Source organism: Paraclostridium sp. AKS73 (genome assembly GCF_025671395.1).
Classification (GTDB): Bacteria; Bacillota; Clostridia; order Peptostreptococcales; family Peptostreptococcaceae; genus Paraclostridium; species Paraclostridium benzoelyticum.
Window position 1 is genome coordinate 1 of record NZ_JAIXHU010000058.1, and the last position, 14,910, is coordinate 14,910.

Genomic DNA, 14,910 nt, shown 5'->3' on the forward strand with positions numbered 1-14,910 from the left:
TGATTCTTATTTATTCTTATATTATACTAAAAATATAATATTAATGATATAAATAGCGTTATAAGTTAATTCTTAGCGTGATATTTTTATTATTATATTTATACATTAAAAAGCACTAATCTTAAAAGATTAGTGCTTTTTAATTTTAACTATGCTTTTTTAACAACGCTAGATTTCAATTTCATAGCTCCGAAACCATCTATTTTACACTCTATATCATGTCCATCTGCTGCATCTGGAACTAAACGTATACTCTTTACTTTTGTTCCTATTTTTATAGAAGATGAACTTCCTTTTACTTTAAGATCTTTAACTACTGTTACAGAATCTCCATCATTTAATACGTTCCCGTTTACATCTTTTATAACAACTTCTTTTTCAGCAGAATCTTCTGGATTCCATTCATGTGCACATTCTGGACAAACTAAAAGACTTCCATCTTGATAAGTATATTCTGAATTACATTTTGGGCAATTTGGTAAATTTTCCATATTTATTCCTCCGTTCACAATTTTATTCCTAATCATTCATAGGTATATATAATATCATAGTCTTATCATATTTACAAATTTCCATCCAATTTGACCTTAAAAAACGATATATTCGGTTATTTAACTCATAAATTCATTATATTTCTAAATATACAAATCTATTTAAAGATATTATAGAAATTTAATAAAATTATAGATAAAGTTACACTGTTAAAAATTTTAATTATAGATTTTTCAGAAACAGCTTTATTTATTTTATATCCAATAATACCTCCCAATATTCCTCCTACAAGCATATATGGTAACATGTCCAAATTATAACTTGAAAACCCTGTAGTTACTGCAATTGAAATGATTTTAGATCCTTGAGAAAAAAATATAACTAAAATTGAATTTCTAGCAGCTTCATTAGCTGTCATAGAAAATAGTATTGTAAATGCAGCTACATTTATTGGCCCTCCTCCAATTCCTAAAAATGCAGATATTGCACCCAAGAATAAACCTAACAACCCAATTGCTAAAATATTATTGATTTTATAAGATTTTATATTATCTTTATTTCTCATATATAAAAATACTGATATTAACAATATTATTATAATTATACTTTGTATATTATTAATTAAACCTATATTAATATCTTTTGATAATATAAAACTCATAAGCTTTTGACCTATTATTCCTCCTCCTACAGATCCAGTTGCAACTACTATAGTATTTTTAGGATTTATTTTATCTTTTTTCTTTAACTGGTAGAATACAGTTACTATAGACATTATAAATATTGTTGAAGATGATAGTAAATTTATTGTTGGAAGTGCATAATTCCCTAGTGAGTCTAAGACAGGTTTAATTATTATACCGCCTCCAAGACCTGCTGAAGAACCTAATATAGTTGAAAAAATTGCCACTAAAAAATATATAATTTGCATTTTGCCTACTCCTATACAATATTTTAACTTTGTGATTCTAGTTAACTGTTTTATACCCTATATTTTAAATCACTAAAATTTTAATTACTTTCCAGAGTCTTTAAGTTCTAATAAATCCGTAGGAAATGCTTCAAATATTTTCTGTCTTAATAAATATTCATTATTAAATCTTAATGACCATGATTTAATAATTGATAAAGGTACTAAAAAAGGTACTTTTTCTTCCTGATACATTTGTAATGAATCTAATAAAAAAGATTTTTCTTCTTTTGATAATGAATCTGAAAAATATCCTAACAAATGTAATAGCATATTAACGTTTCTTCCTTTGTTTGTTCTATTACTTAAAGCGCTTCTCAATATAGATTTATATTCTAATAAGCTATCTTCTATATTTTTTTTATTAGCTTTTGCTACAATTCTACCCAATTCTTTTTGTTTCGAAGGACTATAAGCCATTAATAAATACTTATAATCACTTTGAAAATCAATTAAGCTTTTAACTGACTTTGCCTCTATTACACTTTCAAAATCTAAATCCACAAAAACCCTAGTTAAAAAATGCTCTCTTATATTAAAATTACTCAGCCTTCCTTCATCTTCTATAGCAATATCCTTAAATTTTTCAATTAAATCCCCTGCAAACAATCCACTCACTTTTTTAGGTAAAGGTGCTACTTTTCCAAAATCATTATAAATTTTACAATCTTTTATAGCACATGACGGAGATTTACTTTTTAAAATAACTCCATTTATCTTCTTATCTTCTATAGAATTTAAAAAACTATTAGAAAAATCATTCATATTTAAAGTAAAATCTTCTCCTGTTTTTGAATTTAATAATAATATTTTCTCTTCTTTTTCAACTAATCTTAAAGCTTCTCTAGGACACTTAAGTCCTATTTCCATTTCTGGACATATATCAATAAAATCAACATGTTCTTTTAGTTTTTCTATAAATTTATCTTTTACCATACTTCCATCGTATCTACAATGTTCATGCTCTATACATCTACTTATTAATACTAATGGTTTTTTCTTTTCCATTTTTTATTACCCCCAAATCAAATTGTATAGTAATTATTTAAGCTCTACATTTTGAATTCGTAACACCTATATAATTTAAATGATCAAAAACAAATCTAGAAATTTCATTTCTATGCCTTGTTTTAAAATTATAAAACTTTAAATTATATAAGTAATTCCCACTTCCATAATTACTTCTTTTCTTTATAATTTCACTTTGTATATTATATAACTTTCCATCTATGTCTATTTTTAATTCTATCTTTTTATTTATTGGCATATCTTCATAAGTTTCCATCAGCATTCCACTACAACTTAAATTTAATGTATTAGCATCATACTCAATATTTTTTAATTCCTCAGTTTTAAACTTACAGTCTATTATTATTGGCAATCTATGATTTTTTCGTCTTTCTTTCTTTTCAATTGGAGAAATTATTAATCCTTTATAAAAAGATATATCTTCTCTTATTATTTTTCAGTAATTAATATTTTAGTTTTAAATAGCTCTATTTGATTTATTAAATCTACTTGTATAGTGCTTTTATTTTCAAATCTAGCAATTTCATATTGATCAGTAGGACATCTAAATATAATTTCTTTATCTTTAATACTCTCCACATAACTTGTGTAAATTCGACCTTTATATAAAGTCCTTATGCTTAAATCCATACACTTTAATCTTTCTTCATATCTAACAATAGATTTTTCTAAATATTTTTCTGATTTTTTACTAAATAAATTAAACATAACTTATCCCCCTATTTCATTTGTAAACCACCCAAGTTCAGTATAATAATTTATATTTACATTGTAAATAACTTAAATAAAAAGCTAGAAGTTTATAATCTTCTAGCTTTTATTTAATATCTTTTTCTTTTATATTTAGTAATAAATATTGTTGAAATCACCAACATAATTAAACCTATAATTGGAACTAGATAGTAAATCCATGTATTTTGTTTATTATCTTTTATATTTGGTGGCATCATCTGCTTATTATCATTTTGTTCACCATTTTTTATCATTTCTTGAGACTTTTCTTGATTGTTATCACCTGGTTGTTCTTTTTTATTTATATCTTGGTTTTTACCCATATTTTGTTGCCCTAATGCAGATAAGTTTAAAGTAGTTACTATATTCCCATATTCTATAGCTGATTGTTCTCCATTCAATTGAGCCTGAACACTTTTAGTTCTATCTTTTCCAAAAGTTAAAAGTTCAGTCACTCCAGTTTTATATTCTTTATAATTATAGAATGCTGTAGCATCTTTCTTTACATAATTACTAATTAGTTTATCTATCTGAGTAACTCTATTATTAAATGCACCACTACTAAAGTAACTATCTACTATTTGGTTTAAATAATTATGGTAAAGTTCTTTATAATTATCATTTTCTAAAAGTTTACCTATAAGAGGAGCATCTTCTAAATTTCCTGTAACAGGTGAATCAATAGGAAAGTTTATTGCTTTTTCTCCATCTTTAACAGAAAAACCTCCAAATGACATATTTAAATCCCATGGCAATATTTCAGATACTCCATCTTTTTCATATAGATAGTAATTGTGATACATGCCTCCTGAGTAACTATCTAAATTAACTAAAAAAGTATTTACTGCAAAATATTTTAAAACTTCATCAACATTTAAATAATTTTCTATATCGTTTCCAGTACTAAGACTTTCCATCATATCAATAACGCTTTCGAAATCTTTATCTGTTGTACTCTTAAAAACTGCACTATCTCTTAAAATTGAGTAACTATCTACATCATCATCTATATATTTTAAATCTGCACCTTCGCTATCTTTATTTCCCATTCTAGGTGCTCCACCATTATCTTCCTCTCCACGTGAAACATTTTGATTTTGGACCATGTTAATAGCATCTCCGTTCAGCTCTGGAGCCTCTTCACCATCTTAGGAATATTCCCATCCATTTTTGGAGGGTTATCACCCATTTTTGGCATGTTTCCATCCATCTCTGGTCTTTGCATTTCTCCATTTTTACCCTTATTCCCCCCCATATTCATTGTTTCTGGCTTATATAAATTACCACTTAATTCTCCATAATTTTTTCAATAAATCTTTCATCAATAACTTCTACCCCTAAATATAATCCCCAGTCAGATCCATTTATCTTTATATCTGTATAAGAATATTCTGGGGTTGCTATTCCTAGTAAATTATATATATCATAAGAGATAGCTTCTTTCATATAGGTAGCATCAGATATATTATTGTTTAAAGCCAATTTTCTAATTCCATGATATGTTTGACCATCAACATATTGTCCAAAATCAATTTTTATACTATATCTATCCGTAGTGCTGTCGTTTGCTACAGAAGTTAAACTTGAGTTACCCTTTGGCCTTATTCCAACATTATTAAATGCTTCTCCATTTATAGTTACATCCGCACTTTTATATTCCTCTTTTGTAGCATTTTCTAAAAGCCATTCCCAATCACTTTCTTTAATTTTTATATCTATACTAGTTATACTATTTTTATCTAAAACATCTTCTGTTTTAGATACAGTCTCTATATCAGTTTCGTTTTGGGTATGTATATAGACACTATAATAAATACTACAGCTAGTATAATACTTATTACAGATATATATTTACTTTGTTTGTCATTTATCATCTTGCTTCACCACCTTATTTGCAATAAGTTAGTATGCTATTGCTTTTAAGCCATATAATCTCCATTGTAACTTACTAAAACTACATTTGAAACTCCACTTATACAAGATATTTCATTTACAAAGTTTGTTGTAATATTTTTTAACTTAACTTCAACAGTCATTTCTATTCCATTTGTTGGTGAAACAGTTTTAGACTTAACACAATACTTACTTACACTATTTCCTACTTTTTCTAATATTTTATTCTCACTACTGTCACTATCACAATTTACAACTAATATATATGGATTATCAGTTGTTTCTTTATTTGCAAATAGAACCATTATAATCCCTATAAAAATAGCTCCTAATACAGCTAAAGGTATTAATCCAGCACCTAATACTATTCCTTCACTAATTGACCAAAATAAAAATGCTATGTCCATAGGTTCCTTCACTGCACTCCTAAAACGAACTATAGATAACGCCCCAACCATACCTAATGAAAGTACGACATTAGATGTAACCCCTAATATAATTAATGTTGTAATTAATGTAAGAGCCATTAAAGACATACTAAATGTCGATGAATACATAACTCCCTTAAATGTTTTTTTATAAACTTGCATTATAAATAAACCCAACACAAATGCAAGTGACATCGCTATTAACATATCTAAAAATGATATTGATGTCATTTTTTCAATGAAACTTGATTTAAAAACGTCGCTAAAATTTACTGCTTGATTAGACATTATTTTTCCCTCCTAATTTTTATCCATATATTCTAGATGCTGCATATTTTGAAATAGCAGTCGCTCTACGGTTATTAGTTTGTATGATATCTTGTATTATCTCTGGTAGATATTCATCAAACTTCACTTCTAAAACTATTACATCCTTATCTATAGACCCTATAGTGGGTAAATTGTTATCAAATAAATTAGTACTTTGAATTCCTGTTCTAATTTTTTTATCAAATGTTATCCTTACATTTCCCATCTTATACACATAAGCTTCTCTTGTGTAATCAACTATACTTTTAGGTCTCAACATTTCTGACTTAATTTTTGAGTAAAATTCAATAAATAAAGTCTTATTGCTTTTAATTAAAAAATCTATATCTCCTTTAATCAGATTCTCACATTCTTCCTTAGTTATTAATTCGCTATCTTTAGAACATAATCCATTGACTTTTGACTTTTTCTCTAACTTAATAAAAGAGTGATCATCATTGTAGTATCTTAGCCTAAATTTTTCTCTTACACTTATTCCATTAATTTTTTCCATAAGAACTTTATCTCTAAAATTATCAAAATAAAGACTTCTAATTTTATATTCTTTTTGTTCATTAGCATTTTTATCTAAACTCATTATTTGAGTTAATCTATTTTTAATAGCTAAGTAATCTGACGTGTTTATATAATGCTTAACTTCATGTCTAAATTTTTTTCTTTCATAATTTCACCCCCTATCTGTTCGAAATCAATATTATATAAACAAACTTAAAATTTCCTAAAACTTTATTATTCTGAAAAATTTATTCATATATTATAGAAATATATTTTTAATGTCATTTCTTAACTAATAATCATAGGTTATATTAAATATATAAAATAATATTAAAGGTGGTTAAAATGAAAGGAATAAATATAAATATAGAAGTTTTAACTAATGAAAATATCTACGATTTACACCCAGAAATAGCTGCTACAGTTACTAAATCAGTTAACCCAAGTACAGTAAATTATGAAGAAACTTTTATCTACACAATAAATGCATCCTTTAGTGGATTAGGAGATTTTGGTCCCATACTTGATGCTTATATAATTGATCTTATACCTGAGGACATTGAAATTGTAACGCTTCCTCCTGTAGGTGGAATAATAAAAGATATAACTACAAATTATGTTCCTGGAACTGGAACATATATAAAATTTGATTTTGGACCTATAACTAACCTTGGAGTTGCTTATGTATTTGACTTAGAATGTAAATTTGCATTATCTGCACCTAACAATAGTTCTTTTGTAAATAGTGTAGATTTAACCGTTACGCAAGAATCTAAAGTAACAAATCTCTCTGCAGATTCTCCACCAGTAAATTTAGTTGCTATTGCAGATTTTCAAATTAGTAAAGTAAAAAGACTTCCTACAATAAATCCTGGTCCTGGAAGTAGGCTTGTTTATGTAATAGACCTTAAAAATTTTGGAGATAGAGGAGCTTGTATAAATAATGTTGTAGTTTCAGACTTATTACCAAGTGGAATTTCAATAGATCCGTTATTCCCTCCTTTTGGTGAAGATATATCTCCAGCACCATTTCAAGATCCTAAATATGATCAAACACTTAGTCCACCATTTAATAATCCTGTTGTTTTTAATTTATCTGGATTAGGGCCTTACTGTGGTACAAATTATAGAATTACAATAACTACTTTAGTTGATTCAAATATTGCAACTGATCAAATTGAAAATAAAGTAAATTGGTCTATAGATGGAACTGCCCAAAAAGAGTTTATTTTAACTACAGATATTATAGATGCAATATATTCTTCTTCTATAACTAAGTCAGCTCCTATCTATGGAACTACAATTGCTCCTGATAATACAATTAGTTATACATTAAATTTTAATAATAATGGTAATCAAGACTTGTCAGGCGTAGAGGTAATAGATACACTTCCTCCTGAGATTACCGTAAATAGATTATTCACTGGAAGATATGGTATAAATAGCATAGATTATTTACTTACAGGAACTTTACAAGTTGACTATAGTACTGATAATCAAACTACTTGGTTACCTGCAGGAGCAGGAACATTCAACCCTGCTATAGGTCAGTGGGTTTCTTTACCTACATTACCTAAAATAACAAATATTAGATATAGGTTCTCTGATTGGACTTCAGGAGTAGGGCCATTAAATTCACCTAGAATAGATGGAACTATCGATCCTGGTGCAGCTGGATTAACTATAGACAATACTTCTAGTATAAATTGGACTGAAGGTCCTGGACCTTATTCTGATTCAGATACAAGATCTACAATACTAAACGGTCAGGCTTCCTTAAATTTACGTAAATCGAGAGTAGGTACTAATGCAGCAGTCATACCTGGAAATATAATTACCTATAGATTAAATTTTAATTCTAACAATTCTACAATTAACAATGTAGTTTTAACTGATTTATTACCTGAACAAGTAGAATATGTATCACCTCTAGGAACTGTAAATTCAACTTATTATAATTACTTTAATGGGAATGGAGGTAGTTCTCAACCTCTATCATATAACGTAACGCTTACTCCAAACTATATGGATTCAGGTAGAACACTAGTAACATTTACTATAATATCTCCAACTGTATTCCAACAAAATTCTAATATTTCTATAAATTTCAATGTAAAGGTTAAAGTTGGTGCAACTGGAGTTATCTCTAATAATGCAGAAATATATGCATCAAACAACGCTGACCCTGCCATACCTTTTATAAGTAATAAAGTAAATACAAATGTATCATTTATTAATAGTTTAGCTTCTGATAAAAAAATAAAAGGAGCTCTTGATTCTGATTATACTGAATTCCCTCAAAAAGGAAAAACTTTTAATGGTGGAACTCTAGAATACAAACTTACACTTTCAAATACTGGAAATCTTAATTTACAAGAATTAGAGGTAGTAGATATTTTCCCTCATATTGGAGACACTGGAGTAATATTAGTTGATGATCCTAGAGGATCTGAATTTAAAGTATTTCTTACAAATACTCCAGATATAACAGTAACTAGTACAGACCCTTTAATGCCAACCCCTACAGTCCAAATAGAGTACTCACAAAGTTATGATCCCGTAAGATTTGGTGAAAATAATAATACTATAGGAACTGTAAATGATTGGACTTCTATGACTCCTTATCCTATTGATCAAGTAAAATCAATAAAACTTATTATTTCTGGTTCTCCATTAAAACCAGGTCAATCAATTATAGTAAGCATAAAAGCACAAGTTCCAGTTGGTATTCCAACTACAGTACCTCCTTTAGTTGCTTGGAACAGTTTCGCACTTAGAGGTTCTTATATAAATCAATTTGGAGCTTTAACTAATTTTTTACCCGTTGAACCTGAAAAAGTCGGCATCACAGTAGAAAACCCTGTATTTCCTGGAAAATCGGAACTTTCACATGGCATGATGTTCTTGAAAATGGAGTATTTCATCCTGGAATTGATAACGGCGTAAATAATGCTACAGTATATCTTTATGATGTAGATCCTACGCAAAATCCTCAAGCAATACCTATTGCAACATCTATTTCAAATAATGATACTTTAGGAAAACCTGGATTTTATTTATTTTCAAATTTACCTGTTAATAAAACTTATTATGTTAAGTTTGTTCCACCTTTAGGATTTGTATATACTATTCAAAACCTAGGACCAGATGGAAGTAAACCTGATCCAAGTACAGGAATTGTAAAAAATATTACACTTACAGATTCTAATCCTTCAGTTTTAGATATTGATGCAGGTTTTATTGACATGATTTGTAGTTTCACAGATATAAAACAATGTCTTTATATGATATGTTCTAATAACAAAATAGAATATGTAGATACAGATCAAACTTTTTTATATGTAAGTATAAAAGATTTTTATTTGGATAAGTCTAAAATTGTATATGAAGAGTTCTTGGGTCAAATCGTTCCTGGATATTATCTTTATGTAACTTCTTGTGTAGAATTCCATATTCACTATAATGAAGATGGTTTCATGCAATATAATATACCTTATGAAATAAAAATATTTATTCCTGAATATATTTCAAATAATACCTTTAGTCTAAGTAGCTGTGCAAGTAATATACAATTTTATATTTGTAATTCAAATAAAACTCTGATGGTAAATTTTGAATTAGGTATTCGTATTAATTTTGAGCAAATCTAATAAAAAAGAACTATGATTTTTATCATCATAGTTCTTAATAAGTTTAATTATAATATTTTTAATTAAACTTATACCTTTACATTATCTATAACATTTATTACATTCATGAGCTTTATACCATTTCTTACATTCATCCCATTCATCATATTTATGATATTTCTTACATCCATCATGTTTATGACATTTATCGCATCCATCCCATTTATTGCATTCATGACATTTATGACAATTTTCATATCCATAACATTCGTCGCAATTTTGCCATTTATAATATTTATTCCATTCATACCAATCATAGCATTTATGACATTTATTTGAATAAATCATCTTTATATCTCTCCATAGTGTAATATTAAGAAATTCTTATTAAAGAACCTCTAGTTTATAATATGTATCCATGTTGAAATGTGTGCTATATTGTCAAATTTCATAACAAATTAACTAAAAAAGTTTTTAGTTCAAAATGTACTCCCTATGTAATAGGGTATTTTAATATAATTTAAAATATTAGCTCTAATTCATACTAATATTTTTATTTTTTAAAAATACTTGCATAAACAAGTATTTAGTTTTATAATACTCAATATGAATTACTTGCATAAACAAGTATTAAATTTTAAAATAAGATTGGAGACATAAAAAATGAAAACATTAGTAATTATAGCTCACCCTAATATGGATGGTTCAAAAGTAAATAAAGCTTGGAAAAATCACTTAGAAAATAGTGATAATATAACAATAAATGAAATTTATAAATCTTACCCAGATGGCAAAATAGATGTAAAAAGAGAACAAGAATTAGTTAAAGCTCATGATAGAATAGTTTTTCAATTTCCATTCTACTGGTATAACGCACCTTCGTTACTAAAACAATGGATGGATTCTGTATTTGCATTTGGTTTCTCTCATGGCCCTAATGGGAACAGTTTAAAAGAAAAAGAATTCAGATTAGTAATTTCTGCTGGAGGTCAAGAACAATCTTATCAAGCTGGTGGAGCTCAACACTTCACTATAAGTGAATTAACTAAAACATATGAAGCAATGGCAAAGTTTACTGGCATGAACTACCGCCCTGCTTTTGTTCTTTACGCAACTCATTTATTAAGCGAAGAAGATATAAATAAAAGTGCAGATAAATTAAAATCTATATTAAACTAAAAAATAATCAAAATAAAAATAGAATAGCTAAAGCTATTCTATTTTTATTATTTAGTGTTAATATTATTTAAATTCTCAGCTATCTTTGTTAAAAACTTCATCCCTTGTTCTATTTCTTCCTTAGAAATGCCATTAACAGCTTCTTCAAAACATTCTCTAGCTATAGACTCAACAGGTTCCTTCAAAAGTTCCCCTTTTTCAGTCAATTTAATACGATTTATTCTTTTATCAGAAGAACAACATTGCCTTATTATTAATTCATTTTTTATTAAAGTATTTATCAGCCTCGATGTACTTGCTTGATCTCTATTTGTAAGCTGTGCTAAATTATATTGGCATAAATTTTCATTGTCCCAAAGCATAGTTAATATAGTAAACTGCTCAAAAGTAATATTTATACCATTGTTTTTTAGTTTTCTTACAAAGTTATTAATCATAATTTTATCTGTCGCATTTATCAAAAAAGCTAATCCTTTATCTTTTCTATATTTCATGTTATCACCTTTTTATTATATTATAATTTTATCCTATATATAAAAAATCTATTGTCAAGACAAAGCTAATACTAAACAAAAAATAAAAGAATATCTATTTTATTAGATATTCTTTTATTTTAATTTTATTTGGCTTTATTTGATTGTTTTGATGGTATAAAGTTACCAATTATACCTGCAATTATAACTGGTAATATCCAGTTAAATCCTAATTTTGCAAAAGGCAATTCATTTACAAATGGAACATTTATACCCTTGCTACTTAAAACAGTAAGTACACTTACTATTAAAGCTACATAAGTTGCAGATTTAAATGCATTATCATTTTTAATTTTATTATTAAATAATGTCATTAGTACTAATACTATTGTTGCTGGGTAAATAATTGATAATATAGGTGCTGAGAATTTTATTATTGTACTAACTCCAAAGTTTGCTACTACTGCACTAAATATACATACTACTATAACTATAGTTTCATACTTAACTTTTCCATTTGATAGCTTAGTAAAATATTGAGCAGTAGCTGAAACAAGACCTATAGATGTCGTTAAACAAGCTAATGATACAATTATAGCTAATACAACTTTACCAGGTTGACCCAATAACTGCTCTGTTATACTTACTATTAAAGCTGTTTGATTTATATCGCTTGAATTTACCCCTTTAAATTGATGAGCAACTGAAGATCCTAAGTAAGTAAGTCCTCCGTATACTATAATTAAAGCTACACCCGCAACTAGCCCAGCTCGTAAAGTTAATCTAATTTTATCAGATTCCTCTGTGTATCCTTTTTGAACAAGAGACATTATAACAACTGCTGATAAAGCTATAGCTCCCAATGGATCCATTGTTTGATACCCTTGGCCTATACCCTCTGCAAATATTGCATCTATAGTTGCTGGTTGATTTAAATTACCTAGAGGAGATATAATTCCTACTATGATTAAGAATATTAAAGCTACTAATAATGCTGGTGTTAAATACTGTCCTATTATATCTATAACTTTAGATGGTTTTATTGTAAGTATAAGCGTTAACCCAAAGAATATTATAGAAAATAATATTGGACTAAAACCTCCAAAATAGGTTGTATTCCCATTTCAAATGTTGTTGCTCCTGTTCTGGGTATAGCTAAAAGCGGTCCTAAGCAAATCATAATTGCTGTTGCTAATATTACAGATAATGTTTTCCCGCTTCTTGATAAAACCCTACTTATGTCTCCATCACATTTAGCAGCTGCTAATATCGCTAGTAAAGCTAATCCTACATCAGCGATAATAAATCCACTGAAACCTAACATCCAGTGCTCTCCAGATACAACTCCTAAATATGGTGGAAATATTAAGTTTCCTGCACCAAAGAACATGGCGAATAAGGCAAATCCTACAACTACAGTATCTAAACTTTGTTTTTTCATAAAAACCCCCTGTATTAATTTTATAGGCATTATCTAATTATTAAATTAATTAATTATATGTTAAACTTACTAAATAAATCAACTATTCTGAAAAATTTAACATAATTTTAGCATTTTATACCATTAAGTTAAGTTTATGTTAAATTGATTGACTACTTGTTTATTTATATTTAACAGTATTAAAGATAATATTTCTAGTTTATTAAATATAAAAATATTTACAGGTTTTATGTTTAATGAAGATTTTTTGTGTAGTATAATATAAAGGTAAAATACTCATGTTATATAATCTATAACATGGGTATTTTATCTTTTGTAACAATTGAGAAAGGAGTTTTTCTATGAACAAAAAAAAGCGGAATATAATTATCGCAATAATGGTTTCTATGTTTCTTGCTGCATTTGAAGGGACTGTTGTTACTACAGCCATGCCTACAATAGCAAAAAGTTTAAATGGATATAATCTTATGAGCTGGGTTTTTCTTCATATCTTTTAACCTCAGCTGTCTCCACCCCTATCTATGGAAAAATGTCTGACCTTTATGGAAGAAAAAAAATGCTTTCTATTGGTATCGTAATATTTTTAATAGGTAGTGCCTTATGTGGATTTTCCCAAAGTATGATTCAGTTAATAGCATTTAGAGCAATACAAGGTATAGGTGCTGGTTCTATACTCACAGTAACATATACAATTGTTGGTGATGTATTTGATTTAGAAGAACGTTCTAAGGTTCAAGGATGTCTAAGCACAGTATGGGGTGTTTCTAGTCTACTTGGCCCATTTATAGGAGGATTTTTCATAGATTACTTATCTTGGCATTGGATATTTTTTATTAATATACCTTTTGGTATTTTATCTATTTTCCTTCTTAATAAAAATTTCGAGGAAAATTTATCAAATAGTAATCCTAAAATCGATTACCTTGGATCAATATTTTTAACAATATCTATAGTTTCAATATTATTAGGTGTATTTACTACGTCTAGTTCAGTAAAAATCATATATACTATATTAACTATAGTTTCACTTATAATTTTCTACTTAATTGAAAAAAATCAAAAGAACCTATTGTTCCTTTTGATATATTTTCGAAAGATACAATTTTACTAAATCTAATAGGTTTCTTTGTAGCTGTTATACTTATGGTTATAGAGGTTTACATGCCGTTATACACTCAAAACGTTATGGGTTATAGTGCAAAGATATCTGGACTTTTAATGGCTCCAATGTCTATAACTTGGCTTTTAAGTTCTTTTATTTTAGTAAAATTATTTAAAAAATTTGGAGAGAAGAAAGTTATTCTAGGTTCTATTTTAATCTTAGCAATAACATGTTATTTACTTAGATTTACTACTCCAGATACAAATTTAATTTATCTAATTCTTATAATTTTCATCATGGGAGCAGGTTTTGGAGGTGTACTTAATACACTTATAATACTTATCCAAAATGCTGTAACTTATGAAAAAAGAGGAGCTGCTACATCAACAAATGCATTAATCCGTACACTTGGACAAACAATAGGGGTTAGTGTATTCGGAGGATTAATGAACTCAAGTATATCTTCTTACTTTAAGCATTCAGATATTTCAAATGTAACTGCAGATAATATATATTCTTCTGGAGCTAGCGCTTATCAAATAATGGAAGCATTTTTTAATGGTGTCCATAATATATTCTATGCTTTAGTATTTATAGCTTTTATTTGCTTTATCGCCGGAATATTTATAAGTAAAATCCATATTAGAAAAGATGATAATTAAATATAATATTTTATAAATATATACAAATATGAAACATCTATTATAGAGTTCATAT

15 protein-coding genes and 3 pseudogenes are annotated in these 14,910 nt (G+C 27.5%); 6 read left to right on the plus strand and 12 right to left on the minus strand.

Annotated elements, in window-relative coordinates:
* Positions 1-149 precede the first annotated feature (149 nt).
* The 9 genes and pseudogenes from LEQ07_RS18725 to LEQ07_RS18760 form a co-directional block, all read right to left on the minus strand.
* Positions 150-491, minus strand: a complete 342-nt coding sequence (locus tag LEQ07_RS18725; protein ID WP_046823737.1) for a zinc ribbon domain-containing protein YjdM — start codon at positions 489-491, stop codon at positions 150-152.
* Positions 492-649: 158 nt separating this feature from the next.
* A complete protein-coding gene (locus tag LEQ07_RS18730; RefSeq protein ID WP_263331815.1) occupies positions 650-1,423 on the minus strand; it encodes a sulfite exporter TauE/SafE family protein in 774 nt (257 codons plus the stop codon).
* An 84-nt stretch (positions 1,424-1,507) separates the two neighbouring features.
* Positions 1,508-2,470 (minus strand): YbgA family protein, encoded by a 963-nt coding sequence (locus LEQ07_RS18735; RefSeq protein WP_263331816.1) that lies wholly within the window; start codon positions 2,468-2,470, stop codon positions 1,508-1,510.
* Between the two features lie 37 nt (positions 2,471-2,507).
* Positions 2,508-2,924 (minus strand): PilZ domain-containing protein, encoded by a 417-nt coding sequence (locus LEQ07_RS18740; protein WP_317852126.1) that lies wholly within the window; start codon positions 2,922-2,924, stop codon positions 2,508-2,510.
* Positions 2,921-3,199 carry a hypothetical protein gene (locus LEQ07_RS18745; RefSeq protein ID WP_263331817.1) on the minus strand — a complete coding sequence of 93 codons (279 nt, stop codon included), beginning with the start codon at positions 3,197-3,199 and terminating at the stop codon, positions 2,921-2,923. Before LEQ07_RS18745 ends, LEQ07_RS18740 begins: the two co-directional genes overlap by 4 nt.
* Before the next feature lie 113 nt (positions 3,200-3,312).
* Positions 3,313-4,329, minus strand: a complete 1,017-nt coding sequence (locus LEQ07_RS22230; protein WP_332843348.1) for a CotH kinase family protein — start codon at positions 4,327-4,329, stop codon at positions 3,313-3,315.
* 181 nt (positions 4,330-4,510) lie between these two features.
* Complete coding sequence (locus tag LEQ07_RS22235; RefSeq protein WP_332843350.1) at positions 4,511-5,038, minus strand: CotH kinase family protein; 528 nt, start codon at positions 5,036-5,038, stop codon at positions 4,511-4,513.
* A gap of 104 nt (positions 5,039-5,142) precedes the next feature.
* Positions 5,143-5,832, minus strand: coding sequence for a DUF4956 domain-containing protein (locus tag LEQ07_RS18755; RefSeq protein ID WP_046823825.1), 690 nt, complete (start codon positions 5,830-5,832; stop codon positions 5,143-5,145).
* Positions 5,833-5,851: 19 nt separating this feature from the next.
* Positions 5,852-6,511: pseudogene (locus tag LEQ07_RS18760) on the minus strand (polyphosphate polymerase domain-containing protein); the annotation flags it as partial.
* 203 nt (positions 6,512-6,714) lie between these two features.
* Between LEQ07_RS18760 and LEQ07_RS18765 the strand changes: the two are divergent.
* The 3 genes and pseudogenes from LEQ07_RS18765 to LEQ07_RS18770 all read left to right on the plus strand — a co-directional run bounded on the left by LEQ07_RS18765 (position 6,715) and on the right by LEQ07_RS18770 (position 10,019).
* On the plus strand, positions 6,715-9,315 hold the full coding sequence (locus LEQ07_RS18765) for a hypothetical protein (RefSeq protein WP_263331818.1): 2,601 nt from the start codon (positions 6,715-6,717) through the stop codon (positions 9,313-9,315).
* A pseudogene (locus tag LEQ07_RS23270) lies at positions 9,300-9,548 on the plus strand (hypothetical protein); the annotation flags it as partial. The gene LEQ07_RS18765 and the pseudogene LEQ07_RS23270, both read left to right, overlap by 16 nt.
* A 66-nt stretch (positions 9,549-9,614) precedes the next feature.
* Positions 9,615-10,019, plus strand: coding sequence for a hypothetical protein (locus tag LEQ07_RS18770; RefSeq protein WP_263331819.1), 405 nt, complete (start codon positions 9,615-9,617; stop codon positions 10,017-10,019).
* A 68-nt stretch (positions 10,020-10,087) separates the two neighbouring features.
* Here the strand turns inward: LEQ07_RS18770 and LEQ07_RS18775 are convergent, their stop codons facing one another.
* On the minus strand, positions 10,088-10,306 hold the full coding sequence (locus LEQ07_RS18775; protein WP_263331820.1) for a hypothetical protein: 219 nt from the start codon (positions 10,304-10,306) through the stop codon (positions 10,088-10,090).
* Positions 10,307-10,661: 355 nt separating this feature from the next.
* Here LEQ07_RS18775 and LEQ07_RS18780 point away from each other — a divergent pair, with 355 nt between their 5' ends.
* A complete protein-coding gene (locus tag LEQ07_RS18780; RefSeq protein ID WP_263331821.1) occupies positions 10,662-11,177 on the plus strand; it encodes an NAD(P)H-dependent oxidoreductase in 516 nt (171 codons plus the stop codon).
* A 47-nt stretch (positions 11,178-11,224) separates the two neighbouring features.
* Here the strand turns inward: LEQ07_RS18780 and LEQ07_RS18785 are convergent, their stop codons facing one another.
* Together LEQ07_RS18785 and brnQ are read right to left on the minus strand one after the other, a co-directional pair.
* On the minus strand, positions 11,225-11,671 hold the full coding sequence (locus LEQ07_RS18785; RefSeq protein WP_046823821.1) for a MarR family winged helix-turn-helix transcriptional regulator: 447 nt from the start codon (positions 11,669-11,671) through the stop codon (positions 11,225-11,227).
* A 125-nt stretch (positions 11,672-11,796) separates the two neighbouring features.
* Positions 11,797-13,091, minus strand: a pseudogene (gene brnQ, locus LEQ07_RS18790) (branched-chain amino acid transport system II carrier protein).
* A 529-nt stretch (positions 13,092-13,620) separates the two neighbouring features.
* Here brnQ and LEQ07_RS20305 point away from each other — a divergent pair.
* On the plus strand, positions 13,621-14,202 hold the full coding sequence (locus LEQ07_RS20305; protein WP_317852125.1) for an MFS transporter: 582 nt from the start codon (positions 13,621-13,623) through the stop codon (positions 14,200-14,202).
* Between the two features lie 5 nt (positions 14,203-14,207).
* On the plus strand, positions 14,208-14,855 hold the full coding sequence (locus LEQ07_RS20310) for an MFS transporter (RefSeq protein ID WP_317852127.1): 648 nt from the start codon (positions 14,208-14,210) through the stop codon (positions 14,853-14,855).
* The last annotated feature ends 55 nt before the right edge of the window (positions 14,856-14,910 follow it).